Annotated in this window: 25 protein-coding genes; 17 read left to right on the forward strand and 8 right to left on the reverse strand. The window is 72.6% G+C overall.

What is annotated here, in order from left to right; translation table 11 throughout:
* Window positions 1-10: 10 nt before the first annotated feature.
* The 3 genes from LQK89_RS05455 to LQK89_RS05465 all read left to right on the forward strand — a co-directional run bounded on the left by LQK89_RS05455 (window position 11) and on the right by LQK89_RS05465 (window position 3,609).
* Window positions 11-382, forward strand: coding sequence for an FKBP-type peptidyl-prolyl cis-trans isomerase (locus tag LQK89_RS05455; RefSeq protein ID WP_175326216.1), 372 nt, complete (start codon window positions 11-13; stop codon window positions 380-382).
* Window positions 382-1,218, forward strand: coding sequence for an aldo/keto reductase (locus LQK89_RS05460; protein WP_174778577.1), 837 nt, complete (start codon window positions 382-384; stop codon window positions 1,216-1,218). Before LQK89_RS05455 ends, LQK89_RS05460 begins: the two co-directional genes overlap by 1 nt.
* A 144-nt stretch (window positions 1,219-1,362) precedes the next feature.
* Window positions 1,363-3,609, forward strand: a complete 2,247-nt coding sequence (locus LQK89_RS05465; RefSeq protein WP_231050419.1) for a HelD family protein — start codon at window positions 1,363-1,365, stop codon at window positions 3,607-3,609.
* Between the two features lie 57 nt (window positions 3,610-3,666).
* On the opposite strand, the gene LQK89_RS05470 is transcribed toward LQK89_RS05465, so the two are convergent.
* The 3 genes from LQK89_RS05470 to LQK89_RS05480 are packed head-to-tail and all read right to left on the reverse strand — an operon-like array spanning window position 3,667 to window position 6,099.
* Window positions 3,667-3,939 carry a protealysin inhibitor emfourin gene (locus tag LQK89_RS05470; RefSeq protein WP_058742605.1) on the reverse strand — a complete coding sequence of 91 codons (273 nt, stop codon included), beginning with the start codon at window positions 3,937-3,939 and terminating at the stop codon, window positions 3,667-3,669.
* Between the two features lie 17 nt (window positions 3,940-3,956).
* Complete coding sequence (locus LQK89_RS05475; protein WP_231050420.1) at window positions 3,957-5,012, reverse strand: M4 family metallopeptidase; 1,056 nt, start codon at window positions 5,010-5,012, stop codon at window positions 3,957-3,959.
* 43 nt (window positions 5,013-5,055) lie between these two features.
* Entirely contained in the window at window positions 5,056-6,099 is a 1,044-nt protein-coding gene (locus LQK89_RS05480) for a glycoside hydrolase family 6 protein (RefSeq protein ID WP_231050421.1), read from the reverse strand.
* A gap of 103 nt (window positions 6,100-6,202) precedes the next feature.
* Between LQK89_RS05480 and LQK89_RS05485 the strand changes: the two genes are divergently transcribed.
* From LQK89_RS05485 to LQK89_RS05505, 5 genes are all read left to right on the forward strand, one after another.
* Window positions 6,203-6,649, forward strand: a complete 447-nt coding sequence (locus tag LQK89_RS05485) for a VanZ family protein (protein WP_058742592.1) — start codon at window positions 6,203-6,205, stop codon at window positions 6,647-6,649.
* 118 nt (window positions 6,650-6,767) lie between these two features.
* The gene (gene rpsO / locus LQK89_RS05490; protein ID WP_058742593.1) at window positions 6,768-7,037 is read left to right on the forward strand and encodes a 30S ribosomal protein S15; all 270 of its coding nucleotides are present in this window, start codon (window positions 6,768-6,770) and stop codon (window positions 7,035-7,037) included.
* Between the two features lie 168 nt (window positions 7,038-7,205).
* The gene (locus LQK89_RS05495) at window positions 7,206-7,829 is read left to right on the forward strand and encodes a CE1759 family FMN reductase (RefSeq protein ID WP_058742594.1); all 624 of its coding nucleotides are present in this window, start codon (window positions 7,206-7,208) and stop codon (window positions 7,827-7,829) included.
* 105 nt (window positions 7,830-7,934) lie between these two features.
* Window positions 7,935-8,261: a hypothetical protein gene (locus LQK89_RS05500; RefSeq protein WP_186315199.1), complete on the forward strand. Its 327-nt coding sequence runs from the start codon at window positions 7,935-7,937 to the stop codon at window positions 8,259-8,261.
* Complete coding sequence (locus LQK89_RS05505) at window positions 8,258-9,208, forward strand: FAD:protein FMN transferase (protein WP_231050422.1); 951 nt, start codon at window positions 8,258-8,260, stop codon at window positions 9,206-9,208. Before LQK89_RS05500 ends, LQK89_RS05505 begins: the two co-directional genes overlap by 4 nt.
* A gap of 118 nt (window positions 9,209-9,326) precedes the next feature.
* On the opposite strand, the gene LQK89_RS05510 is transcribed toward LQK89_RS05505, so the two are convergent.
* Window positions 9,327-10,523, reverse strand: coding sequence for a coiled-coil domain-containing protein (locus LQK89_RS05510; protein ID WP_231050423.1), 1,197 nt, complete (start codon window positions 10,521-10,523; stop codon window positions 9,327-9,329).
* A gap of 291 nt (window positions 10,524-10,814) precedes the next feature.
* Here LQK89_RS05510 and LQK89_RS05515 point away from each other — a divergent pair, with 291 nt between their 5' ends.
* Window positions 10,815-13,088: a polyribonucleotide nucleotidyltransferase gene (locus LQK89_RS05515; RefSeq protein ID WP_231050424.1), complete on the forward strand. Its 2,274-nt coding sequence runs from the start codon at window positions 10,815-10,817 to the stop codon at window positions 13,086-13,088.
* 72 nt (window positions 13,089-13,160) lie between these two features.
* Here the strand turns inward: LQK89_RS05515 and LQK89_RS05520 are convergent, their stop codons facing one another.
* Window positions 13,161-13,688, reverse strand: coding sequence for a YbhB/YbcL family Raf kinase inhibitor-like protein (locus LQK89_RS05520; protein ID WP_114849101.1), 528 nt, complete (start codon window positions 13,686-13,688; stop codon window positions 13,161-13,163).
* A gap of 112 nt (window positions 13,689-13,800) precedes the next feature.
* Complete coding sequence (locus LQK89_RS05525; protein ID WP_058742598.1) at window positions 13,801-14,448, reverse strand: TetR/AcrR family transcriptional regulator; 648 nt, start codon at window positions 14,446-14,448, stop codon at window positions 13,801-13,803.
* 246 nt (window positions 14,449-14,694) lie between these two features.
* On the opposite strand from LQK89_RS05525, the gene LQK89_RS05530 reads away from it, so the two are divergent.
* Window positions 14,695-16,029, forward strand: a complete 1,335-nt coding sequence (locus tag LQK89_RS05530; RefSeq protein WP_231050425.1) for a M16 family metallopeptidase — start codon at window positions 14,695-14,697, stop codon at window positions 16,027-16,029.
* Between the two features lie 5 nt (window positions 16,030-16,034).
* Window positions 16,035-16,637, forward strand: a complete 603-nt coding sequence (locus tag LQK89_RS05535; protein WP_111227629.1) for a histidine phosphatase family protein — start codon at window positions 16,035-16,037, stop codon at window positions 16,635-16,637.
* 25 nt (window positions 16,638-16,662) lie between these two features.
* Here LQK89_RS05535 and LQK89_RS05540 read toward each other — a convergent pair whose 3' ends face one another.
* Window positions 16,663-17,139, reverse strand: a complete 477-nt coding sequence (locus LQK89_RS05540; RefSeq protein WP_231050426.1) for a GNAT family N-acetyltransferase — start codon at window positions 17,137-17,139, stop codon at window positions 16,663-16,665.
* Between the two features lie 23 nt (window positions 17,140-17,162).
* On the opposite strand from LQK89_RS05540, the gene LQK89_RS05545 reads away from it, so the two are divergent.
* Together LQK89_RS05545 and LQK89_RS05550 are read left to right on the forward strand one after the other, a co-directional pair.
* A complete protein-coding gene (locus LQK89_RS05545; protein ID WP_144802067.1) occupies window positions 17,163-17,909 on the forward strand; it encodes a 4-hydroxy-tetrahydrodipicolinate reductase in 747 nt (248 codons plus the stop codon).
* 52 nt (window positions 17,910-17,961) lie between these two features.
* A complete protein-coding gene (locus LQK89_RS05550; RefSeq protein WP_231050748.1) occupies window positions 17,962-18,399 on the forward strand; it encodes a tetratricopeptide repeat protein in 438 nt (145 codons plus the stop codon).
* 79 nt (window positions 18,400-18,478) lie between these two features.
* On the opposite strand, the gene LQK89_RS05555 is transcribed toward LQK89_RS05550, so the two are convergent.
* Window positions 18,479-19,390 carry a TIGR01777 family oxidoreductase gene (locus tag LQK89_RS05555; RefSeq protein WP_231050427.1) on the reverse strand — a complete coding sequence of 304 codons (912 nt, stop codon included), beginning with the start codon at window positions 19,388-19,390 and terminating at the stop codon, window positions 18,479-18,481.
* A gap of 36 nt (window positions 19,391-19,426) precedes the next feature.
* Here LQK89_RS05555 and LQK89_RS05560 point away from each other — a divergent pair, with 36 nt between their 5' ends.
* From LQK89_RS05560 to LQK89_RS05575, 4 genes are all read left to right on the forward strand, one after another.
* Window positions 19,427-20,251 carry a thymidylate synthase gene (locus LQK89_RS05560; RefSeq protein WP_231050428.1) on the forward strand — a complete coding sequence of 275 codons (825 nt, stop codon included), beginning with the start codon at window positions 19,427-19,429 and terminating at the stop codon, window positions 20,249-20,251.
* On the forward strand, window positions 20,251-20,763 hold the full coding sequence (locus LQK89_RS05565) for a dihydrofolate reductase (protein WP_058742942.1): 513 nt from the start codon (window positions 20,251-20,253) through the stop codon (window positions 20,761-20,763). Before LQK89_RS05560 ends, LQK89_RS05565 begins: the two co-directional genes overlap by 1 nt.
* Before the next feature lie 105 nt (window positions 20,764-20,868).
* Window positions 20,869-21,846 (forward strand): 4-hydroxy-tetrahydrodipicolinate synthase, encoded by a 978-nt coding sequence (gene dapA / locus LQK89_RS05570; protein ID WP_058730183.1) that lies wholly within the window; start codon window positions 20,869-20,871, stop codon window positions 21,844-21,846.
* 47 nt (window positions 21,847-21,893) lie between these two features.
* Window positions 21,894-23,570, forward strand: a complete 1,677-nt coding sequence (locus tag LQK89_RS05575; RefSeq protein ID WP_175326225.1) for a ribonuclease J — start codon at window positions 21,894-21,896, stop codon at window positions 23,568-23,570.
* Window positions 23,571-23,735 lie beyond the last annotated feature (165 nt).

The raw sequence follows: 23,735 nt of genomic DNA on the forward strand, positions 1-23,735 counted from the left end.
ACTGGCCGGCATGACTGACCTGAACAGCAAGCCCGAGTTCGACGCCCCCGAGGGCCCGGCCCCCACCGAGCTCGTGATCACCGACATCGTCGAGGGCTCCGGCGACGAGGCCACCGCGGGCTCCACCGTCAAGGTGCACTACGCCGGCGTCGAGTACGAGACCGGCGAGGAGTTCGACAGCTCCTGGAACCGCGGCGAGCCCATCGACTTCCCGCTCGCGGCGCTCGTGCGCGGCTGGCAGGAGGGCATCCCCGGCATGAAGGTCGGCGGTCGCCGCAAGCTCGTCGTCCCGCCGGAGCTCGCCTACGGCCCCGCCGGTGGCGGCCACTTCCTGTCCGGCAAGACCCTGATCTTCGTGATCGACCTGCTCGGGGTCCGCTGATGCAGGTCGGCGCCCCGACGATCGAGCTGAACGACGGCCACCGTCTCCCGGAGCTCGGTCTCGGCACGTACGGACTGAACGGCGACGAGGGCGCCGCCGCGGTGGGCGCGGCGATCGCGGGCGGCTACCGGCTGCTCGACACCGCGCTGAACTACGGCAACGAGGACGCCGTCGGCCGCGCCGTCCGGGACGCCGAGGTCGACCGCGAGGACATCGTGGTCACCTCGAAGCTCCCCGGACGGCACCACGGGTACGACGAGGCGCACCGCTCGGTGGACGAGACGCTCGCGAACCTGGGCCTCGAGCGGGTGGACCTGTACCTGATCCACTGGCCGAACCCGTCCGTCGACAAGTTCGTCGAGACGTGGAAGGCGTTCGTCGACCTGCGGGACAGCGGCAAGGTCCGCTCGATCGGTGTCTCGAACTTCACGCCGGAGCACCTGACGCGGATCATCGACGCCACGGGTGTGGCCCCGGCCGTCAACCAGGTCGAGCTGCACCCGTACTTCCCGCAGGCGGCGCTCCGGAAGGTGCACGCCGACCACGGGATCGTCACGGAGAGCTGGAGCCCGCTCGCGAAGCGCTCCGAGCTGCTCACCGAGCGCCCGGTCACCGACGCGGCCGCGGCGCACGGGGTCACCCCTGGGCAGGTCGTGCTCCGCTGGCACGTCCAGCTCGGCGCGGTGCCGGTGCCGAAGTCGGGCGACGCCGACCGGCAGCGCGAGAACCTCGACGTCTTCGGCTTCGCGCTGACCGACGACGAGGTCGCCGCGATCTCCGGCCTCGAGCGCGGGCGCCTGTGGGACGGCGACCCGGACACGCACGAAGAGATGTAGCGCTGACGCGCTGACGGACTGGAGGCACGTGGCGGGTCCGCCACGTGCCTCCCGTCCGTCACCGGTCCGGACCGCTGCTGCGCGGCACGGAGTGTCGGTCCGGCGGGACTACACTGGACACCCCTGTTTCCCGAAGGGTGGCGTGTGTCCGAACCGACCGAGATCGACCGCGAGCGCGGCTACGTGGACGGGCTGTTCGCGCGGCTCGACGAGCTGACGGCGGAGGCCGAGCAGCGGCTCGCCGAGACCCGCCGACAGGCGGTCGGTGGCAACCACCAGAGCCGCAGCGAGCGTGACGCGTACGCGCGACTGTACGAGGACACCATCGCGACGCTCGACCGGGTCGGCGACCGCCTGGTGTTCGGTCGGCTCGAGGTCTCCGAGCCGGACGACGACGAGGACACCTTCCGCTACATCGGCCGTGTCGGCCTGCGGGACGACGAGCACCGCCCGCTCCTGCTCGACTGGCGCGTCCCCGGGGCGAGCGCCTTCTACCAGGCGACCGCGGCGCACCCGATGGGCATGCGCGCCCGCCGACACCTGACCCTCGACGGCCGCACGGTCGTCGGCGTCGAGGACGAGGTCTTCGACGCGACGCTCTACGACGACGAGCGCACGCACCTGCAGGGCGAGGGCGCGCTGCTCGCGGCGGTCACGGCGGAGCGCACCGGCCGGATGACCGACATCGTCGCGACGATCCAGGGCGAGCAGGACCGGATCATCCGCTCGCCGCTCGAGGGCGTCCTCATCGTGCAGGGCGGCCCCGGCACGGGCAAGACAGCCGTGGCGCTGCACCGCGCCGCGTACCTGCTCTACTCGCACCGGGAGCGCCTGCGCGGTTCCGGGGTGCTCATGGTCGGGCCGTCGTCGGCGTTCCTGACGTACATCGAGCAGGTGCTCCCGTCCCTCGGCGAGACGGGCGTCGTGATGGCGTCGCTCGGGTCGCTGTACCCGGGCCTGCACGCGACCACGCACGACCACGGCGACGTCGCCGCGGTGAAGGGCTCGGCGCAGATGGCCGCCCTGCTCCGCCGGGCGGTGCGCTCGCGCCAGGTCGTGCCGACCGCGTCCGTGACGCTCGACGTCGAGGGCGAGCGGCTCACCGTCCCGCCGCAGCTCGTGGCCGACGCCATGAAGCGCGCGCAGGACCGGGGGAAGCCGCACAACGTCGCCCGGGTGACGTTCAACAAGATCGCCCTCGACGCGATGACCCGACTGCTCGCCGACCAGCTCCGGGAGCGGGGCACCACGGTCGACGAAGCCGACGAGAAGGTCCTGCGCGAGGACATCCGCGGCTCGTACGACGCCCGCGTGCTGCTCAACACCGCGTGGCTGCCGCTGCCGCCGGAGAAGTTCCTCGAGGACCTCTACGCCCGGCCGAACTGGCTCGCGTCGCTCACGCCGGACTGGACCCCGGCGAAGCGCGCGCTGCTCGAGCGTCCGCGCGGCTCGGGCTTCACGATCGAGGACGTCCCGCTCCTCGACGAGGCGGCGGAGCTCCTCGGCCCGTTCGACCCGACGGGCGGGGCCGCGAAGCGCCGTGCGAAGGCGAGCCACGCACGCGACGTCGAGAACGCGCGACAGGCGATCGAGAACATGGGCGTCGAGGGCATCGTCACCGCGGAGCAGGTCGCCGGCTCCTTCGCCGAGGGCGGGGACCCCCGCACCACGGCCGAGCGCGCCGCCGAGGACCGCGAGTGGACCTACGGGCACATCGTGGTCGACGAGGCCCAGGAGCTCTCGCCGATGCAGTGGCGCGTGCTCGCCCGCCGCAACCCGCTCCGGTCGTTCACGATCGTCGGCGACATGGCGCAGGGGTCGTCGCCGGCCGCGGCCCGCTCGTGGGACGACGTCGTCGGCGCGCTCGCCCGTCGTCGCCGGGGTCGTGCACCGCTCGTGCCGATCGAGCACCGCATCGCCGAGCTCACCGTGAACTACCGCACGCCGCGGTCGATCGTCCAGGCCGCCGGCGCGTTCGCCGACGCCGCCGCGCTCGCCGTCACCCGGACCGAGGCGGTGCGCGACGGCGACCCGGTGGACCGCGTGTCGGTGTCCCGGGCGCTGCTGCTCGACACGGTCGCGGAGCTCGTGCTGTCCGAGCGCGACCGGATCGGCTCCGGCACCGTCGGCGTGATCGTGCCCGAGGCGTCGGTGGCTGCGGTCCGGGAACGGCTGGCGGCGACGCAGGCCGACGTCCGGGGGCTCGGCTCGCCGCGTCCGGGATCGGTCACGGTGCTCACGGGTGCCGACGCGAAGGGCCTGGAGTTCGACGGCGTGCTGCTCGTCGACCCCGAGCGGGTCGGGGCCGACGCGGCCCGGGCGGCCGCGGCCGTCTACGTCGCGATGACCCGACCGACGCGACGGCTCGTGGTCGTCGACGTCACCGACTGAGGTCCCCCCGGCCTGGCCGGGCCGGTCCGGGGCGCCGGACCGGCGGTCGGGCCGCGGTCAGACCGGGTCGCCCTCGTCGCGCACCCGTGAGACGAGCGCGGCCCATGGTCCGTCGAGCTGGCTGCCCGGGATCTCGACGGTCGTCCGCGCGACCGTGACGGTCCACGTGAAGTCGTCCGGCACCGTGCGGCGACGTGCGCCGGGCGACTCGCGGGGGAGCGCGCCGACGAGCTCGTGCCACGCGTCCGGGTCGGCGCACGACTCGGTGTCGACCCGCCAGCCCCGGGTCAGGCCGGCGAGGCCACCACTGCGACGGACGACGATCTGCATGCCCCGGTTGTACGCCGTCACGACGCGGTGTGGACGCCCACCGTCCGCCAGGCGTCGCGGACCGCGGTCCACTCGGTCGACCCGGCACCGAAGCGGGCCGACGCTGCGTCGAGCGTGACGCCCGCGAAGCCCGCGAAGTCGATCCCCGCGGTGGTCGACGGCGAGGTCAGCGCGTCCCACCAGACCGCGCCCGCACCCTCCCACGCGCGACCCCCGATGGCCGTGGCGGCGAGGTAGAAGGCGTGGTTCGGGATGCCCGAGTTGACGTGCACGCCCCCGGAGTCCTCGGTGGTCTGCACGTACCCGGCCATCGTCGCCGGCTGCGGGTCCTTGCCGAGCACCGGGTCGTCGTACGCGGTCCCCGGCGCCCGCATCGAGCGGAGGGCGACCCCGTGCACCGCGTCCGTGAAGAGCCCCTCGCCGATGAGCCAGCTCGCCTGGTCGACGGTCTGCCCGGCGGTGTACTGCGCGACGAGCGAGCCGAAGACGTCCGACACCGACTCGTTGAGCGCGCCGGACTGCCCCTCGTACGTCAGGTCGGCGGTGTACTGCGTGACGCCGTGCGCGAGCTCGTGGCCGATCACGTCGAGGGCGATCGTGAAGCGGTTGAACACCTCGCCGTCACCGTCGCCGAAGACCATCCGTTGCCCGTCCCAGTACGCGTTGTCGTAGTCCTGCCCGTAGTGCACCGTGGCGTCGAGGGGGAGTCCCGCGCCGTCGACCGAGGCCCGCCCGAACACGTCGAGCCAGAAGGCGTGCGTCGCGCCGAGGCCCGCGTACGCCTCGTCCGTGGCGGCGTCGCCGGTGTCCGGCTCGCCCTCGCGGCGGACCACCCGTCCGGGCAGGGTCGTGCCACCGGCCGCGTCGGCGATCGTCCGCTGCGGGGAGCGGTCGACGGTGCCGGCGACGCCCTGCGGGCGGACGCGGTGCTCCCGCTTCGGGGCCGCGACCGCGGTCATCTCGCCCAGGGCCGTCCGGGCGGCCGCGGCGGCGCGGGGGTGCTCGGCGGCGTCGGCGACGGCGCTGAGCAGGTAGGGCGGGACGACGGAGCGGATGCGGTCGGGCGCGGTCATGGCGTCATGCAACCACCGACCCCCGATCGGTGGCCGACGGGACTCAGTCCTGCTTGCGGTTCTCGACCAGTGCGAGCGCGTACGACTCCCACCACTGTCCGGCCGGTGGTCCGCCGTGGCAGGTGCCGTCGCTCAGGCCGGGGGTCTTCACCCAGAGCAGGGCGTCGAGCCGCGTCGTGCCGCCGGTGACGTGCGGCGCCTGCCCGAGTCCGGCGCCCGGCGGGTTGCACCACGTGCCCTTCCAGCCCCGACCGTTGCGCGAGACGTCGATGACGAAGTGCGGGTCGTCCCCGATCGCGTCGGCGAGCCGGTCGGCGTACGCACGTTCCTGGTCGACGCGGTAGAAGTTCGAGACGTTCGTGGCGAACCCCTGCACCCGGTCCACCCCGGCCTGCCGGAGCCACCCCGCCATCGTCGCGACGGGGACGCGGTTCTCGTTGCCGCCGTCCAGGTACACCGTGAGGCCGTGTCCGGTCAGCTCGTCGACGGCCTTCCGCAGCAGGTGCAGCCGGTCCTCGCCGAGCCGCTTGCACACGTGGATCTGCGCGATCGAGTCGGGTTCGACGAGCACCACGGCGTGCGATCCGGCCATCGCCCGCACGGCCGAACGCACCCACGGCAGGTAGTCGCGCTCGGTCGTCCCGCCGGCGGAGTAGCTGCCGCAGTCGCGGTCGGGGATCGCGTACAGGACGAACACCGGTGTCCGGTCCTGCTGCTCGGCGTCCCGCACGACACGACGGACGACCTGGCGGGTGGCGTCCTGCGACGGGTCGGTCAGCCAGGTCGCGACGGGCTGGTCCGCGATGACGTCGAGCCGGGACGCGGTGGTGGTGTCGCCGGCGGCCCGGGCGTCCGACTCCCGGCGCAGGGCCTGGTTGTCGGTCGCGGGCTGCTGGGCGAGGCCACCCGGGAACGCTTGCGCCGCCGTGCGTCGGTCGGTCACGTCCCGGCCGTCCTGGTGGTCGCCCGCGGGGAGCACGAGCAGGAGCGTCGTGACGAGGGCCGCGACCACGACGGCGGCGCCCCCGATCCACGCCCACTGGCGCCGACCGGCACCCCGGCGGCTGCGGTTCCCCTGCTCCGGCATGCGCCCATGCTGGCAGGTCCGGCCCGCTCCGGGGAACCGCGACCCGGCGTCCGCTCAGCCGGCCCGCCGGGATCTGCCAGCCGCGTGCACCGATACTGACCGGATGTTCCGGAAGACCCTGCTCCTCGCCGTCACCGTCGGCTACGCCTGGGTGATCTGGCGGATGACCCTCACCCCGCAGGTCTTCACGCACGCCCAGAGCGAGCTCGTCCTGCACGCAATCGCCTGGCTCCAGCAGTTGCCGCACGGCGCCTGGTTCGGCTACGACCGCGTCGAGTTCCTCGCGAACATCGCGATGTTCGTGCCGGTCGGGATGCTCGCGGCGCTGTGGTTGCCCCGCCGGTGGTGGTTCCTCGGCGCCGTCGTCGGCGTCGGCCTGTCCGTCGGCATCGAGGCAGCGCAGGCCGCCTGGCTGCCCTACCGCGTCGCGGACCCGCGGGACGTCCTGTCGAACGGCCTCGGTGGCCTGCTCGGCGCGACGCTCGTCGGACTCGTCCGGAGCCTGCTGCCGGCCCCGCGCCGCCGCCGCCTGCGTGCCCGCACGGCCTGATCTCTGGTAGTCTCGTCCGGTTGCCGTCGAACGGCCGCGGACAAAGAGCGCTCGTGCATCAGGCACGGGCACCGCGCAACGACAGTTCTCGTTCAGAGGACAGGGAAGGGGATCATCCATGGCACTTGACGCGAAGGTCAAGCAGGAGATCATCGAAGAGTACGCGACCCACCCGGGCGACACCGGATCCCCCGAGGTCCAGGTCGCCGTTCTGACGCGTCGCATCAACGACCTGAACGAGCACCTCAAGGAGCACAAGCACGACCACCACTCGCGTCGTGGTCTGCTGCTCATGGTCGGCCAGCGTCGCCGCCTCCTCGGGTACCTCTCCGACGTCGACATCAGCCGCTACCGTGCGCTCATCGAGCGCCTCGGCCTGCGCCGATAAGGTCAGCGCCGCTGGTCGTCTCGCAGACACTGCTCGACCGAAGGCCCCGGTCCTCCTCGTGAGGACCGGGGCCTTCTCCGTTCCCGCGCACGACGGCGGGGAATGGTTGCGTCCCTCCGCCGGTTGGGTACGATGTTCATGCAAACGCATCGAAAGTCGGGAATCGCCATGACCACCATCGCCGTCGTCTCCGCCGGGCTCTCCGAGCCCAGCTCCACGCGCCTGCTCGCGGATCGCCTCGCCGGGTCGGCCGTCGCCGCGATCACGGCGGATCGGCCGGGAGGCTCGGTGGACGTCCGCCACGTCGAGTTGCGTCCGATCGCCCACGAGATCGTCGACGCGATGCTCACGGGGTTCGCGGCGCCGGGGCTCGCGGCCGCGCAGGCGACGGTCCTCGAGGCCGACGCCGTCGTGTTCGTCACACCGGTCTTCACCGCCGGGGTGAGCGGCCTGGCGAAGTCCTTCCTCGACGTGCTCGACAAGGACGCGATGACCGACGTGCCGGTGCTGCTCGCCGCCACGGGCGGCACGGCGCGCCACTCGCTCGCGATCGACCACGCGCTCCGACCGGTCTTCGCGTACCTCCGCGCCGCGGTCGTGCCGACGGGCGTCTTCGCCGCGACCGACGACTGGGGGAGCCCGGAGGACGCGGCCGCCCTGGACGCACGCATCCGCCGGGCCGGGGTCGACCTGGCCTGGGCGATCCGATCCTCCCGGCGGACCCCGCAGCGGACCGACGCCCTCCCCGAAACGGTGGACTTCGCGTCGCTGCTCGGCGGACTCGGTCACTGATCCGCTCTTAGGGTCCTCATCGGATCCGCGGGGTGCGGCCGCAGCGCACGCCCCGGGGACACCCGGGCCGGTCCGCGAGGCTCGTCGTGACGACGAGGAGGACCCATGGACGGCAACCGCAGGAACGGGCGACGCACCACCAGCGCGATCGTGAGCACGGCGGGACTGGTGGTCGCCGGGCTCACCGGCGCCGGGGTGTGGATCGGACACGAGGTCACGACCACGACCGGCACGAGCGCGACGGACTCCAGCACGACGAGCACGACCACGTCCGGTTCGAGCACGACGGACACGAGCACGTCCGGCTCGAGCACCACGGACTCGGGCAGCACCAGCTCGAGCGGCACCGGCACCGGCACCTCGGACCAGGGCGTCTCGCAGGGGACCACCGGCGCTTCCGGTGCCAGCGACGCGACGACGACGGGATCGTGACCGTGCGCGCCGCCGCCGAGTGGGACCTCTGGACCACCACCGCCCGGGTCGTCCTCGACCGCCGGGACCGTCGGCACCTCGCCGCAGCCGAGGCCTGCGTGCGCGAGGTGACCGCAGCGGTCGACGCCGCGTGCAGTCGGTTCCGCGCCGACTCCGAGCTCGTCGCCCGCGCCGACGCACTCGTCCGCGGCACCGAGGTCTCCCCACTCCTCGCGTCGCTCGTGCACCAGGCCGTCGACGCCGCGCGCCTGACGGACGGCGACGTCGACCCGACGCTCGGCCGCCGGATGGTGCGCCTGGGCTACGACGCTGCGTTCGTCGACGGTGCCCTCGTGACCGACGGGCCCGACCCCGAGGCGTCGCCGGAGCTGCTCGCCAGGGCGTTCGACGACCGTCCGGCGTGGCAGCGGATCCTGCTCTCCGGCACGTTCCTGCGCGTCCCCGAGGGCGTCACGCTCGACCTCGGCGCGACCGCGAAGGCCGCCGCGGCCGACATGGCTGCGGCGAGCATCACGGCGCGCCTGGGCATCGGTGCACTGGTCTCGCTCGGCGGCGACGTCGCGACCGCCGGCCCGGACCCGTCCGGCGGCTGGCAGGTGCGCGTGCAGGACCTCGACGACGATCCCGCGGACCACGTGCGCATCGCCTCCGGCTGGTCCGTCGCGACGTCGAGCACGCAGAAGCGACGATGGGAGCAGGACGGTCGGGCACGGCACCACATCCTCGACCCGCGGTGGGGTCTGCCGGCCGACCCGGTCTGGCGCTCCGTGACGGTCGTGGCACCGTCCTGCGTGACGGCGAACTCGATGACGACCGCCGCCGTGGTGCGGGGGTACGCCGCCGTCGACTGGCTGCGGCAGAGCGGGCGGGCGGCGCGGCTGGTCGCTGCCGACGGCTCGGTCGTGCGCCTCGGCGGCTGGCCGGCGGAGGACGCGGCCGCCGCCTGACCGGCCCGACGCTGCGTCAGGCGAGCGCGCACCCGCGTCGCGGCGTCACCCGAGCCGGCACGAGCGGCGCGGCGTCACCCGAGCGCGCACGAGCGGCGTCGTCGGGCCGCGCACCCGCTCAGTACCAGTGCGGGTTCTCGCTCATCTCGTGGTTCCACGCGGCACAGGGCGAGCCGTACGCGTCGTGGATGTAGGCCAGGCCCCAGTTGATCTGCGTCGCCGCGTTCGTCCGCCAGTCCGCTCCGGCCACGCCCATCTTGTTCGCCGGCAGGGACTGCGGGATGCCGTACGCCCCGCTCGACACGTTCAGGGCGTTCGCGCGCCAGCCGGACTCCTGCGTCCACAGCGACACGAGGCACGAGAACTGGTCGGAGCCCCAGCCGTACGCCCCGATGGCGCTGCGGGCGTAGGCCTGGGCGCCGGCCGGGTCGACCACGACGCCGTCCGTGCTCGGGTACGCGTTGCCGGAGGACGCCGCGCCCGAGCTCCCCGGGGTCGCCTGCGCCTTCGCCGCCGCTGCTGCCTGCGCCGCGGCCTGTGCCGCGCGTGCCTGCGCCGCCGCCTGTGCGGCCACCGCCTGCCCGACGGCGTACTGCTGCTCGGTCGCCGCGGTCGTGTCCTTCAGCGAGGCGAGCTGCGCGTAGAGCTCGTCGCTGTGCTGCTGGGTGCTCGACACCGCCTGCGCCGCGGTCTTCGACGCCGCCGCGGCCGCGTCGGACTTCCGCTCGGCAGCCGACGCGAGCGACGCCCGCTCGTCCTCGGCGCGGGTCGCCTGCTCGTGCAGCGACGACGCGGTGTGGGCGGCGACCGAGGCGTCGTCGAGGACGTCCGTCCACGTGCCCGTCAGCTGGTCGAGCGCGCCGAGCTGGTAGAGCAGGTCGTCCGGGTCCTTCGCGGTCGCGATCCGGGTGGCCATCGCGTTCTCGCTGCCGTCCCGGTACAGGCTCGCGGCGAGCTGCCCGGCGCGGGCCTGGGCGCGGTCGGCCGTCTGCTGGGCGTCCTCGGCCTGGGCCTGGAGGCTCGTGGCGGCCTGGGTGGCGGCGCTGAGGTCCGCCTCGGCGGCGTCCGCGGCGGCCGACGCGTCGAGCGCCGTCTGCGACTTGGCGGCGGCGTCGGCCTGGGCGGCGTGCAGGGCGTCCTGCACGGTGCCGATCTCGGCCTGCTTCGCCTGCTCGTTGCCCTTCGCGGCCTGCACGTCCGCCCACGTGGGGTAGTCGGTGGCGCTCGCGGGCGCGGCGAACATGGCGGGCACGACGAGCGCGCCGACGACCACGGCGGCCGCGACGAGCACGCTCCGGGACGGAGAGAGACGCATGGCGGCAGGCTAGCGGGGACACGCCCGTGTCACCGGCGCCTCGCCGCGCTGCGCCTGAGGGCTGGTAAAGTCCTCACCGTCCGGGGACCGTTCCCCGGACGTCACGCTCAGTCGTGGCACACAACACTGCGCAGACCCGGCACGGAGCTGGTCATCGGTGGTGGCTCGCGGGCCGTTCGGAGTCCCGAGTGCTTCTACTGCTGGCCAGACATGCGTCCCGACCCCCTCGGCGCGCACGCACCGTCGGGTGCCGTCGCCCCGGTCTGCCGAACACGTCAAGGAGGCACCCTTTTGGAGGGTCCCGAGATCAAGTTCGCCGAGGCCGTCATCGACAACGGCAAGTTCGGCAAGCGCGTCGTCCGGTTCGAGACCGGCCGCCTCGCACAGCAGGCGCAGGGCGCGGTCGCCGCGTACCTCGACGAGGAGACCATGCTCCTCTCGGCCACCAGCGCCGGCAAGCACCCGCGGGAGGGCTTCGACTTCTTCCCGCTGACCGTCGACGTCGAGGAGCGCTCGTACGCCGCCGGCAAGATCCCCGGTTCGTTCTTCCGTCGTGAAGGCCGTCCCAGCACCGAGGCGATCCTCGTCTGCCGCCTCATCGACCGGCCGCTGCGCCCGTCGTTCGTCGACGGCCTCCGCAACGAGGTCCAGATCGTCATCACCGTCCTGAGCATCGCGCCGGACGAGTTCTACGACGCGCTGGCGATCAACGCCGCGTCTGCGTCGACGCAGATCTCCGGTCTGCCGTTCTCCGGCCCGATCGCCGGTGTGCGCCTGGCCCTGATCGGTGACCAGTGGGTCGCGTTCCCGAAGGCGTCGCAGCTCGCCGAGGCCGTCTTCGACCTCACGGTCGCCGGCCGCGTCGTCACCGACGACCAGGGCAACGAGGACGTCGCGATCATGATGGTCGAGGCCGAGGCCACCGAGCACAGCTGGGACCTCATCCAGGGCGGCGCGACCAAGCCGGACGAGGCCGTCGTCGCGCAGGGCCTCGAGGCGGCGAAGCCGTTCCTCAAGGTCCTCGTCGAGGCGCAGGCGAAGATGGCCGCCCAGTCGGCCAAGGAGATCCAGGACTACCCGGTCTTCCCGCCGTACGCCCCCGAGGTCTACGACGCGGTCGAGGCCCTCGCGCTCGACGAGCTCAAGGGCGTCTACCAGATCGCTGGCAAGCTCGAGCGTCAGGACAAGGACGACGCCCTCAAGGCGAAGGTCAAGGAGGCCATCGCGGCCAAGGTCGAGGCCGGGGAGCTCCCCGAGTCCGCCAACGGCCAGGTCAGCGGCGCCTACAAGTCGGTCACGAAGAAGGTCGTCCGCGGCCGCATCCTGACCGAGCAGGTCCGCATGGACGGCCGCGGCCTCGCCGACATCCGTCCGCTCGACGCCGAGGTCGCCGTGATCCCGCGCGTCCACGGTTCCGCGATCTTCCAGCGCGGCGAGACGCAGATCCTCGGCGTCACCACGCTGAACATGCTCAAGATGGAGCAGCAGATCGACTCGCTGTCGCCCGTCACGAAGAAGCGCTACCTGCACCACTACAACTTCCCGCCCTACTCGACCGGTGAGACCGGCCGTGTGGGTTCGCCGAAGCGTCGCGAGATCGGGCACGGGTTCCTCGCCGAGCGCGCCCTCGTGCCGGTGCTGCCGTCGCGCGAGGAGTTCCCCTACGCCATCCGTCAGGTGTCCGAGGCCCTCGGCTCCAACGGTTCGACGTCGATGGGCTCGGTCTGCGCCTCGACCCTGTCGCTCCTCAACGCCGGTGTGCCCCTCAAGGCCCCGGTCGCGGGCATCGCGATGGGCCTCGTCTCCGACACCGTCGACGGTCAGACCCGCTACGCGGCGCTGACCGACATCCTCGGTGCCGAGGACGCCCTCGGTGACATGGACTTCAAGGTCGCCGGCACGTCCGACTTCGTCACGGCGATCCAGCTCGACACGAAGCTCGACGGCATCCCCTCGTCGGTCCTCGACGCCGCGCTCAAGCAGGCCAAGGAAGCGCGCTCCGCGATCCTCGGCGTGCTGACCGAGGCGATCGACGCCCCCGACGAGATGGCCGACACCGCCCCGCGCGTCATCTCGGTGCAGATCCCCGTCGACAAGATCGGCGAGCTGATCGGCCCGAAGGGCAAGACGATCAACGGCATCCAGGACGAGACCGGTGCCGACATCTCGATCGAGGACGACGGCACCGTCTACATCGGCGCCGTCGACGGCCCCTCGGCCGAGGCCGCCCGTGCGCAGGTCAACGCGATCGCGAACCCGACGAACCCGGAGATCGGGGACCAGTTCCTCGGCACGGTCGTCAAGATCGCGACCTTCGGTGCCTTCGTGTCGCTGCTCCCGGGCCGCGACGGGCTGCTGCACGTCTCCGAGGTCCGCAAGCTCGCCGGTGGCAAGCGTGTGGAGAACGTCGAGGACGTCCTGGGCGTCGGCCAGAAGATCCTGGTCGAGGTCACCAAGGTGGACGACCGCGGCAAGCTGTCGCTCGCGCCGGTCGTCGCCGACGAGGTGGACACCGAGGGCCGCGAGGGCCACGAGAAGCACACCGAGGACAACGCCGAGGGTTGATCCCCGGCTGACCCACGACGGCCGTCACTCCCACGGGAGTGACGGCCGTCGTCGTGTTCGGGGAGCGGGGCGTCAGGACGCCGGGGTCTCCTGCGTACCGGTGAGCTGCGCGCGCCCGAGCAGGTGCTCGCGGAGCAGGAAGCCGACCACGGCGGGGGTGGCGTCGGCGGGGGCCTCGAGCACGGGTACATCGAGTGCGCTCAGCGTGAACACGTACCGGTGCGGGCCGTGGCCGGCGGGCGGTGCGGCACCCAGGAAGGTGTCGGTCCCGTACTCGTTGCGGCGGCGGAGCGCCTCGGCGGGGAGCAGTGCGTCGTCGGTCCCGGCACCCTGGGGCAGCGAGGTCGTCGACGCCGGCAGGTCGGTCAGGCTCCAGTGCCAGAAGCCCGAGCCGGTCGGGGCGTCGGGGTCGTACACGGTGAGGACGTAGCTCTGCGTGCCCTCGGGCGCCCCGGACCACTCGAGCGCGGGGGAGCGGTCCTCGCCACCGGCGTCGGCGCCGCGCGCCCAGTCGGGCAGTGCGTCGCCGTCGGAGAAGTCGGGGCTCGTCAGGGTGAACGTGGGGACCTCGGGGAGGTTCCAGTTGGGGTCGTTGGCCATGCCGCCAGCAAACACCCGGCTCCTGTCGCGGAGGTGGGACGGGTCGGACAGGAGGATCGTGGCGGGCGCCGCCACGATCCTCCAGTCCGCCGGTCGGGTCGAAGGCGAGGCGTCAGGCCGCGATGACGCGGTCGACCACGCGGCCGAGCGCAGCGGTCGCGGCGATCGCGTCGCCGGCGTACGCGCCGGCCATCGCGCCGTCGCGCGCGAGCATGAGCTCGTCGGCGCCGTCCCCGGGCAGCGGGTGCCCGGCGCGCTGCAGGAGCGAGGCGAGCTGGTCCGTGTACCAGTCGCGGTGGGTGGCGACGACCTCGCGCACGGGGTCGCGCGGGTCGTGGTACTCGGCGGCGGCGTTCAGGAACGCGCAGCCGCGGAACTCGGCACGACCGACCTCGTCCGAGACGGCGGCGACCCAGGCGCGGACCGCGGCCTCGGGGCTGGCGGCGTCGGCGACGAGCTGCTCGAAGCCGGCGCGCACGCGCTCGTGCTGGGTGCGCACGTAGGCGAGGATCAGGTTGTCCTTCGAGCCGTAGTGCTTGTAGAAGGTGGCCTTCGTGACGCTCGCCTCGGAGATGAGACGGTCGACGCCGACACCGCGGATGCCCTCTTCGTAGAAGAGGCGCGTCGCGGTCTCGAGGATCCGGACCTTCGCGCCGCCGGAACGGGGAGCCGGGGGGACGCTCGACCCGTCCGGCGACGCGAGGTTCGTGCTCGGGCCGGGGAGACGCTGGACGGCCGGTTGGGGGGAATCGACCGTCACAGCGTTGCTCCTCGGACTCATCGGCTCCGCGGGGGAGTGGGGGGACTCCGCCGCGCGAGGACTGATGTCCCGAGCCATCGGGTCGGAATCTAGGGGGGCTTCCGACCCGATGCAAGAACTGTACCACGGGGAGGACAGACAGACGAGTCTTTCTATCCTCATCCGATGTACCCCAGTTCGAGGCACGCGCTGTGGGCCTGGGGAAACTGGGCGGTCGGCTCCCGAGGGTCAGTAGGCTCGTCTGCGATGAACCAGCCAGTACCGCTGCCGCTCGAGGCCCCGGACACGTCCTTCCTGACGTCCGGTGGTGCCTTCGTCCGTCGGACCGTGCTGCCGTCCGGAGTCCGGGTCCTCACCGAGTCGGTCCCCGGAGCCAGTTCCACGAGCCTCGGCTTCTGGGTCGGCGTCGGGTCCCGCGACGAACGCGAGGGCCAGTTCGGCTCCACGCACTTCCTCGAGCACCTGCTCTTCAAGGGCACCGAGCGACGCAGTGCCCTCGACATCGCGATCTCCTTCGACTCGGTCGGCGGCGAGCACAACGCCGCGACCGCGAAGGAGTACACCTGCTACTACGCCCGCGTCCGGGACACCGACGTCCCGATGGCGGTCGAGGTGATCGGGGACATGGTGACCGGCTCGGTGCTCGAGGCCGAGGCGTTCGACGTCGAACGCGGCGTCATCCTCGAGGAGCTCGCGATGGCCGCGGACGACCCGGCCGACGTCGCGGGCGAGGCGTTCTTCGCCGCGGCCTTCGACGGGCACCCGCTCGGCCGACCGATCGGCGGGACGCCCGAGAGCATCCGCGCGGTCGGGCGCGCCGAGGTCCTGGACCACTACCGCGAGCACTACGCACCGAACGGCATCGTGGTGACCGCCGCCGGTGCCGTCGACCACGACCGCTTCCGCGAGCTCGTCGAGCACGTCTTCCGGGACGCCCCGCACGCGTCGCCGCTGGCCCGGCGGACGCCGCAGCCCGTGGCGGATCCGGCCGTGCCGAAGCTCGCCGTCGCGCACCGTCCGACCGAGCAGGTCAGCATGCTCCGCGGCTCGCAGGGTCTCGACCTCCGTGACGAGCGCCGCCCCGTGCTCAGCGTCCTGAACGCCGTCCTCGGTGGCGGGATGAGCTCGCGGCTCTTCCAGGAGGTCCGTGAGCGCCGGGGCCTCGCCTACGCAGTGTCCTCCTTCGCACCGGCGTACCTGGACAACGGAGCCTTCGGGGTCTACGCGGGCTGCGCCCCCGACAACGTCGCCGGGGTCGTCGAGATCATCGACGCCGAGTTCCGCCGCATGGTCGACGACGGCATCACCGACGAGGAACTCCGCCGTGCGAAGGGCCAGATCGAGGGCGCGCTGACGCTCTCGCTCGAGGACAGCGACGCACGGATGACCCGACTCGGCCGGTCCGAGCTCGGCACCGGCGAGTTCACCGACCTCGGCACCGCCCTGCAGCGGGTCGACCGGGTGACCCCGGCGGACGTCCTGGACCTCGCCCGCGACCTGCTCACCCGCCCGACCATCACCTCGGTCGTGGGGGCCGTCCAGCGCGACGAGCTCGCGGCCGCCATCGGCGCCGAGGGGTGACCGACGTGTCGCACTACCTGTACCTCGTCCGGCACGGTGAGCACCAGGACGCCGAGCACGGCCTGCGGGACGGCAAGCTCTCGGAGCGCGGGAAGCGCCAGGCGATGCTCGTGGCCGACCGGCTCGGCGGGGTGCCGTTCGACGGCGTGTACCACTCGCCGCTCGACGCCCCGAGCGAGACCGCGGCGTTCCTCGCCCAGCGTCTGCCGTCGATCCAGCCGGAGCCCTCGACCCTGCTCTTCGACTGCATCCCCTCCGGTCCGACCCCGGACATGCCGCACGCCTACCAGGGCTGGTACGGCGGCGTCACGGAAGAGGAGATCGTCGCGGGCCAGGCGCAGATGGGCGACGCCGTCGCGGAGTGGTTCACGCCGGCGCGCGAGGACCGCCACGACCTGCTCATCACGCACAACGCCGTCATCGGCTGGTTCGTGCGCGAGGCGTTCCAGGCGCCGGAGTGGCGGTGGATGGGGACGAACGTCGCGCACACGGCACTGACGATCATCCGGATCCGCTCCGCCAAGCCGGCCGAGGTCGTCACCCTCAACGACCTCGCGCACCTGCCGGTCGAGCTCCGCACGGGGCTGCCGGTCGACCAGCCGGTCTAGGGACGTCGACCGTCCCGGGCGGGCTTCAGCCGACCGGTCGCCGGTACCAGGCCGTCGCGTTCGGGTTCTCGTTGAACGGCGCGACCCGCTCGTAGCCGCGGCCGCGGTACATCGCGCCGGCCGCGACGAGCGAGTCGTTCGTGTCGAGGACGACGCTCGTCGCCCCGAACCCGCGGGCAGCGTCCTCGAGCGCGTCCATCACCGCGGTCGCCACACCCTTCCCGCGACCGACCGGGGTCACGTACACGTGCTTGACCTCGAAGCGGACGTCGTCCCCGTCGTCGGCGATCCGGCGGAGCCCGCCGCACCCGACGGGCCGGTCGTCGTCGTACGCCACGACGAAGGTGCCGTTCGGCGGCACGAACTCCGCCGCCGGGGTGCGCTTCCGCGAGTAGGACCCCTGCGCGCTCGGGAACGTGGCCTCGCGCTCGTCGAGGTACGCGTCGAGCAGCGCGTCGACTTCGGGGGCGTCGGCGGGCACGGACCTGACCTGGAGCGGCATGGTCCGATCCTAGGATGGGAGCCATGGTCACTCCCGTCGCCGTCGTCGGCGCCACCGGTCGTCTCGGGGGCCTCGTGGCCTCCGTGGTCGAGTCCCTCGACGGCTTCGAGCTCGTCGCATCCCTGTCGTCGCGGGACGGCGCGCACGAGGCACCGCCGTCGGTGTTCGCCGGCGCCGCACTCGTCGTCGACGTGACCGTCCCGGCGCTCAGCCCGGCGATCGTCGACAACGCCCTCGCGAGCGGCGCGAACGTGCTCGTCGGCACCTCCGGCTGGTCGTCCGACCGGCTCGCGAAGCTCCGCGCCGGGCTCGAGGCACGACCCGACCAGGGGGTCCTCGTCGTGCCGAACTTCTCGATCGGCTCGGTGCTCGCGACGCACCTCGCCACGATCGCCGCGCCGTGGTTCCCCGCGGTCGAGATCGTCGAGACGCACCACGCCGGCAAGGTCGACTCGCCGTCCGGGACCGCCGTGCGGACCGCGGAGCTCATCGCGGACGCCCGGCGCGAGGTCGGCCCCGTCGATGCCCCGCACGTCGACCAGCGCGCCCGCGGGCAGCAGGTCGCGAGCGTCCCGATCCACTCGCTCCGGCTCCCCGGGGTCAAGGCCGTCCAGGACGTGCACCTGAGCGGCCCCGGCGAGACCGTCACGATCCGCCACGACACGAACGACGACGTCGCGTACGTCGCCGGCATCCGGGCGGCGCTCGCCCACGTGGTCGACGCCCGTGGCCTGACGGTCGGGCTCGGCAGCGTCCTCGGCGTCGGCTGAGCGGCACGCCGTGCTCCGATCGTTCCGCTCGCCGTTCTGGCCCGCCGCCCTGATGGCCGCCCTGCTCCTGCTCTACATCGTCGTCGTGGGGCAGCGCGCCGTCGCGTTCATGGCGACGGGGCAGCCGATCGGCATCGGCATCGGTGTCGCGCTGGTCGTGGTGGCCCTGATCGGCGCGCTCCTGCTCGTGCTCGAGTTCCGCTTCGGGATCCGCATCACCCGGCTCGGTCGTCGCCTCGAGCGCGAGGGCGGCACCCCGCAGGACGTCGTGCCGCTCATGCCGAGCGGCCGCCCCGACCGTGCGGCGGCCGACGAGGTCTTCCCGCGCTACAAGGCCGCGGTCGAGGCCGACCCCGACGACTGGCGGGCCTGGTTCCGGCTCGGTGTCGTCTACGACGCCGCGGGTGACCGCAGGCGTGCGCGGGCCGCGATGCGGACGGCGCTCGCCACCGCGCGCACCGACCGACGGGCGGACGGACCGACGGCCTGACGGACAGGAGGCTCGTGGCGGGCCCGCCACGAGCCTCCTGTCCGGTCGACGGTCGCGACCGCCGCGACGTCCGTGCGGATCAGAAGGCCGCGTCGACCGCGCTCTCGGCGTACCGGTGGCGGAACGTGTACCCGGACTCCTCGAGCTTCCGCGGCACCATCTGCTGGTTCGACAGGAGCATCTCGTCGGCCGCCTGGCGCAGCACGAGCCGCAGCGCGAAGGCCGGCACGCCGAGCAGGTACGGACGGTGCAGGTCCTGCGCGACGCGCTTCGTGATCCGGTCGGCGACCGCCGGCTCCGGACCCGCGAGGTTCACCGGGCCGGACACCTGCGCGGCGTCCGGGCTCGTGGCGAGGTGGACGATCGCGCCGACCTCGTCCTCGAGCGCGATCCACGGCCAGAACTGACCGCCCGTGCCGAGCTTGCTGCCGAGGCCGGCCTTCGTCAGCGGGACGAGGGGCGCGAGCGCACCGCCGCCCTGGCCGACGACGATGCCGGTGCGGAGCAGCACGACCCGGACGCCCTCGGGGGCGGCGGTCGCGGCGGCCTCCCACTTCGTGCAGACGTCGGCGAGGAACCCGCTGCCGGCGACGGCGTCGTCGTCGAGCACGTCCGTCGGGCGGTCCCCGTAGACGCCGGAGGCCGACCCGGACAGGAAGAGCGCCGGGGGGTTCGCGGCACGGCGCATGGCCTCGACAAGGGTGTCCGTCGCCTGCACGCGGGACTCGAGGATCTCGCGCTTGTAGGACTCGGTCCACGGGAGCTTGCCGATGTTCGCTCCGGCGAGGTTGATGACGACGTCCGCGCCGTCGAGGACCGCGGGGTCGAGCGGACGGGTGCCGGGGGACCAGCGGAACGCGCTCGCGGTGCGGGGCTCGCTGCGGGTCAGGGTCGTGACGTGGTGTCCGGCCTCGCGGAGGGCGTGCACGAGGGGGGTCCCGATGAAGCCGGACGCACCGGCGACGAGGATCGAGAGGGGCTCTGTCGACATGCTCGCAACGCTACTCATCGGACGTAGGCTCTTGTCGTGACCGAGACCGTGCAGCCCGATCCCACCGTCCCCACCCCTTACGAGGACCTGCTGCGGCGGGTGCTCGAGGAGGGGGCACCGAAGGGCGACCGGACCGGGACCGGGACGCGGAGCATCTTCGGGGCGCAGCTGCGGTACGACCTGTCGCAGGGCTTCCCGCTCGTCACGACGAAGCGCGTGCACTTCAAGTCCGTCGCGTACGAACTGCTCTGGTTCCTGCGCGGCGACGGCAACGCGCGGTGGCTGCAGGAGCACGGCGTCCGCATCTGGAACGAGTGGGCCGACGAGGACGGCGACCTCGGCCCGGTGTACGGCGTGCAGTGGCGCTCGTGGCCGACGCCGTCGGGGGAGCACGTCGACCAGATCGCCCAGGTCATCGAGCAGATCCGCACGAATCCGGACTCCCGCCGGCTGATCGTGTCGGCCTGGAACGTCGCGGACGTGCCGGACATGGCGCTCGCCCCGTGCCACGCGTTCTTCCAGTTCTTCGTCAACGACGGCAAGCTGTCGTGCCAGCTGTACCAGCGCAGCGCGGACATGTTCCTCGGCGTCCCCTTCAACATCGCGTCCTACGCCCTGCTCACGCACATGATCGCGGCGCAGACGGGGCTCGAGGTCGGCGACTTCGTGTGGACCGGCGGCGACTGCCACGTCTACGACAACCATGTCGACCAGGTGCGTGAGCAGCTGTCCCGCACGGCCTACCCGTACCCGACGCTCGAGCTCGCACCGCGCGACTCGATCGACGACTACGAGTACGAGGACTTCACGGTCGTCGGGTACGAGCACCACCCGGCGATCAAGGCCGCGGTCGCCGTCTGATGGCGTGGACCGAGCCCGTCCGCGGCGTCGGCATGGTGTGGGCGCGCACCGCGTCCGGGGTCATCGGCGCCGACGGCGGCATCCCGTGGCACGTGCCCGAGGACCTCGCGCACTTCCGGCAGGTCACCGGCGACGGTGTCGTCGTGATGGGCCGTCGCACGTGGGACTCGCTGCCACCGCGGTTCCGTCCGCTGCCCGGACGCCGGAACGTCGTGCTGACGCGCGACCCGGCGTGGACGGCCGACGGGGCCGAGGTGGCTCACGACCTGGGGGCCGCCCTCGACACCGACGAGCCCGTGTGGGTGATGGGCGGGGGCGCCGTGTACGCCGAGGCGCTGCCGTTCGCCGACCGGGTGTCCGAGACGATCGTCGACCTGGACGTCCCCGGCGACACCCGGGCACCGGAGCTCGGCGACGGGTGGACCCTCGTCGAGGACGGCCCCTGGCAGGAGTCGCGCGTGGACGCCACCCGCTACCGGTTCCGGGAGTGGCGTCGCGCGGAGCGGTCCTGACGGCCGCCGCGCCCGGACCCGCCGGGCGGCACCCGACCGTCCGTCCGCCGCGCACCGTCCGGGCGGACTGCCGGCCCGGCGCACCGGGCCGGTACGCTGGTCCGCGTGTCCCCGCGTGAGAATCCCTTCGGTCAGGTCCTCGTCGCCCTCGTGACGCCGTTCACGGCCGACGGCGAGGTCGACTGGCCCGGCGTCGAGCAGCACATCGACGACTGCATCACCGCCGGCGCCGACGGCATCGTCGTCACCGGGACGACCGGCGAGACGTCGACGCTGACCGACCCGGAGAAGCTCCGCCTGGTCGAGGTCGGCAAGTCCGTCGCCGCCGGCCGCGCGAAGATCATCACCGGCGGTGGCTCGAACGAGACCGCGCACGCCATCCACCTGTACAAGCAGAGCGAGAAGGCCGGCGCCGACGGTGTGATGATCGTCACGCCGTACTACAACAAGCCGACGCAGGCCGGTGTCCTCACGCACTTCCGGATGATCGCCGACGCGACCGACCTGCCGGTCATCCTGTACGACATCCCCGGCCGCACGGGCATCCCGATCACGTACGAGACCATCGTGCGGGCGTCGCACCACCCGAACATCCTCGCGGTGAAGGACGCCAAGGGCGACTTCGCCGAGGTGTCCCGCGTGCTCAACAACACCGACCTCATGTACTTCTCGGGCGACGACACGAACGTCCTGCCGCACCTGTCGATCGGCGCGACCGGGCTGATCGGCGTCACCGCGAACATCACGAGCACGCCGTACCGCACCATCGTCGACGCCGTGAACCGCGGCGACCTGGCGACCGCGACCGCCGAGCACAAGCGCGTCGAACCCCTGGTCCGTGCGATCATGACCCACGTCCCCGGGACCGTCGCGGCGAAGTACGTGCTGCACGGACTCGGCCGCATCGGCAGCCCGCGCGTCCGGCTGCCGCTCGTCGGCCCCGAGGACACCGAGGCCTACGCCATCGAGACCTCCCTCGAAGCGGTCCGGGACATCCCCGGCGCCGACTTCTCGAACTTCCGCCCGGACCGCAACGCAGCGGCGGGCGGCGCACTGCCGAAGGTGCCAGGCACCACACGTTAGGAAGACCGCGGCGCAGCACCAGCGCGTCGCACGACAGTCAGGACCGAATGCCCACCCAGATCTCCACACCGCAGCCGCTCGAACCCGGCACCCTCCGCGTGATCCCCGTCGGGGGTCTCGGCGAGATCGGTCGCAACATGACCGTGTACGAGTTCGACGGCAAGCTGCTCGTCGTCGACGCCGGCGTGCTCTTCCCCGAGGAGCACCAGCCCGGCGTCGACCTCATCCTGCCGGACTTCGGGCCGATCCGGGACCGCCTCGACGACGTCCTCGGTGTCGTGCTCACGCACGGGCACGAGGACCACATCGGCGCCGTGCCGTACCTGCTCAAGCTCAAGGGCGACATCCCCCTGATCGGCTCCACCCTGACCCTCGCGCTCGTCGAGGCGAAGCTGAAGGAACACCGGATCAAGCCGTACACGCTCGTCGTGGCCGAGGACCAGACCGAGCAGCTCGGCCCGTTCCACCTCGAGTTCGTCGCCGTGAACCACTCCATCCCGGACGCGCTCGCCGTCGCGATCACGACCGGCGCCGGCCGTGTGCTCCACACCGGCGACTTCAAGATGGACCAGCTGCCGCTCGACGACCGGATCACCGACCTCCGCGCGTTCGCCCGCCTCGGCGAAGCGGGCGTCGACCTGTTCCTGCCGGACTCCACGAACGCCGACGTCCCGGGCTTCACCGCGCCCGAGCGCGACATCGGACCCGTGCTCGAGAACGTCATCACGCGCGCCCGCAAGAAGGTCGTCGTCGCGAGCTTCTCGTCGCACGTGCACCGCGTGCAGCAGGTCCTCGACGCCGCGGCGGCCGCGAACCGCAAGGTCGCGTTCATGGGCCGCTCGATGATCCGCAACATGACGATCGCCGCCGAGCTCGGGTACCTGCGGGTGCCGGAGGACGTGCTGATCGACACGAAGAAGGCGAAGAACGTCCCCGACGACCAGATCGTCTACATGTCGACCGGGTCCCAGGGCGAGCCGATGGCCGTCCTCGCGCGCATGGCGAACCTCGAGCACCAGATCGAGATCGGCGAGGGCGACACCGTGATCCTGGCGTCGAGCCTGATCCCGGGCAACGAGAACGCCGTGTACCGCGTGATCGACGGCCTGACGAAGCTCGGCGCGAAGGTCGTGCACAAGGGCAACGCGAAGGTGCACGTCTCCGGGCACGCCTCGGCCGGCGAGCTGCTGTACTGCTACAACATCCTGCGCCCGAAGAACGTGCTCCCCGTGCACGGCGAGCACCGGCACCTGTACGCGAACGCCGACCTGGCGATCCAGACGGGTGTCCCGCCGCGGAACGTCATCCTCGGCCAGGACGGCATCGTCGTCGACCTGAAGGACGGTGCCGTCACGGTCGCCGGCCAGCTGGACATCGGCTACGTCTACGTCGACGGCTCCACCGTCGGCGAGATCACCGACGCCGACCTCAAGGACCGCCGGGTCCTCGCCGAAGAGGGCTTCATCTCCGTCTTCTGCGCGGTCGACTTCACGACCGGTCAGTGCGTCGTCGGCCCCGAGATCCAGTCGCGCGGCTTCGCCGAGGACGACTCGGTCTTCGACAGCGTCCGCCCGCAGATCACCAAGGCGCTCGCCGAGGCGGCCGCCAACGGTACGCGCGACTCGCACGCGTTCAGCCAGGTGGTGCGGCGCACGGTGGGCCGCTGGGTCAACACCAAGCACCGCCGCCGTCCGATGATCGTCCCGGTGGTCATCGAGGCGTAGGCGGCGCGCAGCGCTGCTGCGAGAACCGGCCTGGAGGCACGGTGCGGGTCCGTCACGGACCCTGCCCCGTGCCTCCAGGCCGTTCCGCACCCCCGTGGCGGGCCGGCGGGGTCGGGACGGTCCCGGCCCGGCGGCCAACCTGTTTCATCCCACAGGATGACGCGC

It is taken from the genome of Curtobacterium sp. C1 (assembly GCF_021049325.1).
Classification (GTDB): Bacteria; Actinomycetota; Actinomycetes; order Actinomycetales; family Microbacteriaceae; genus Curtobacterium; species Curtobacterium citreum.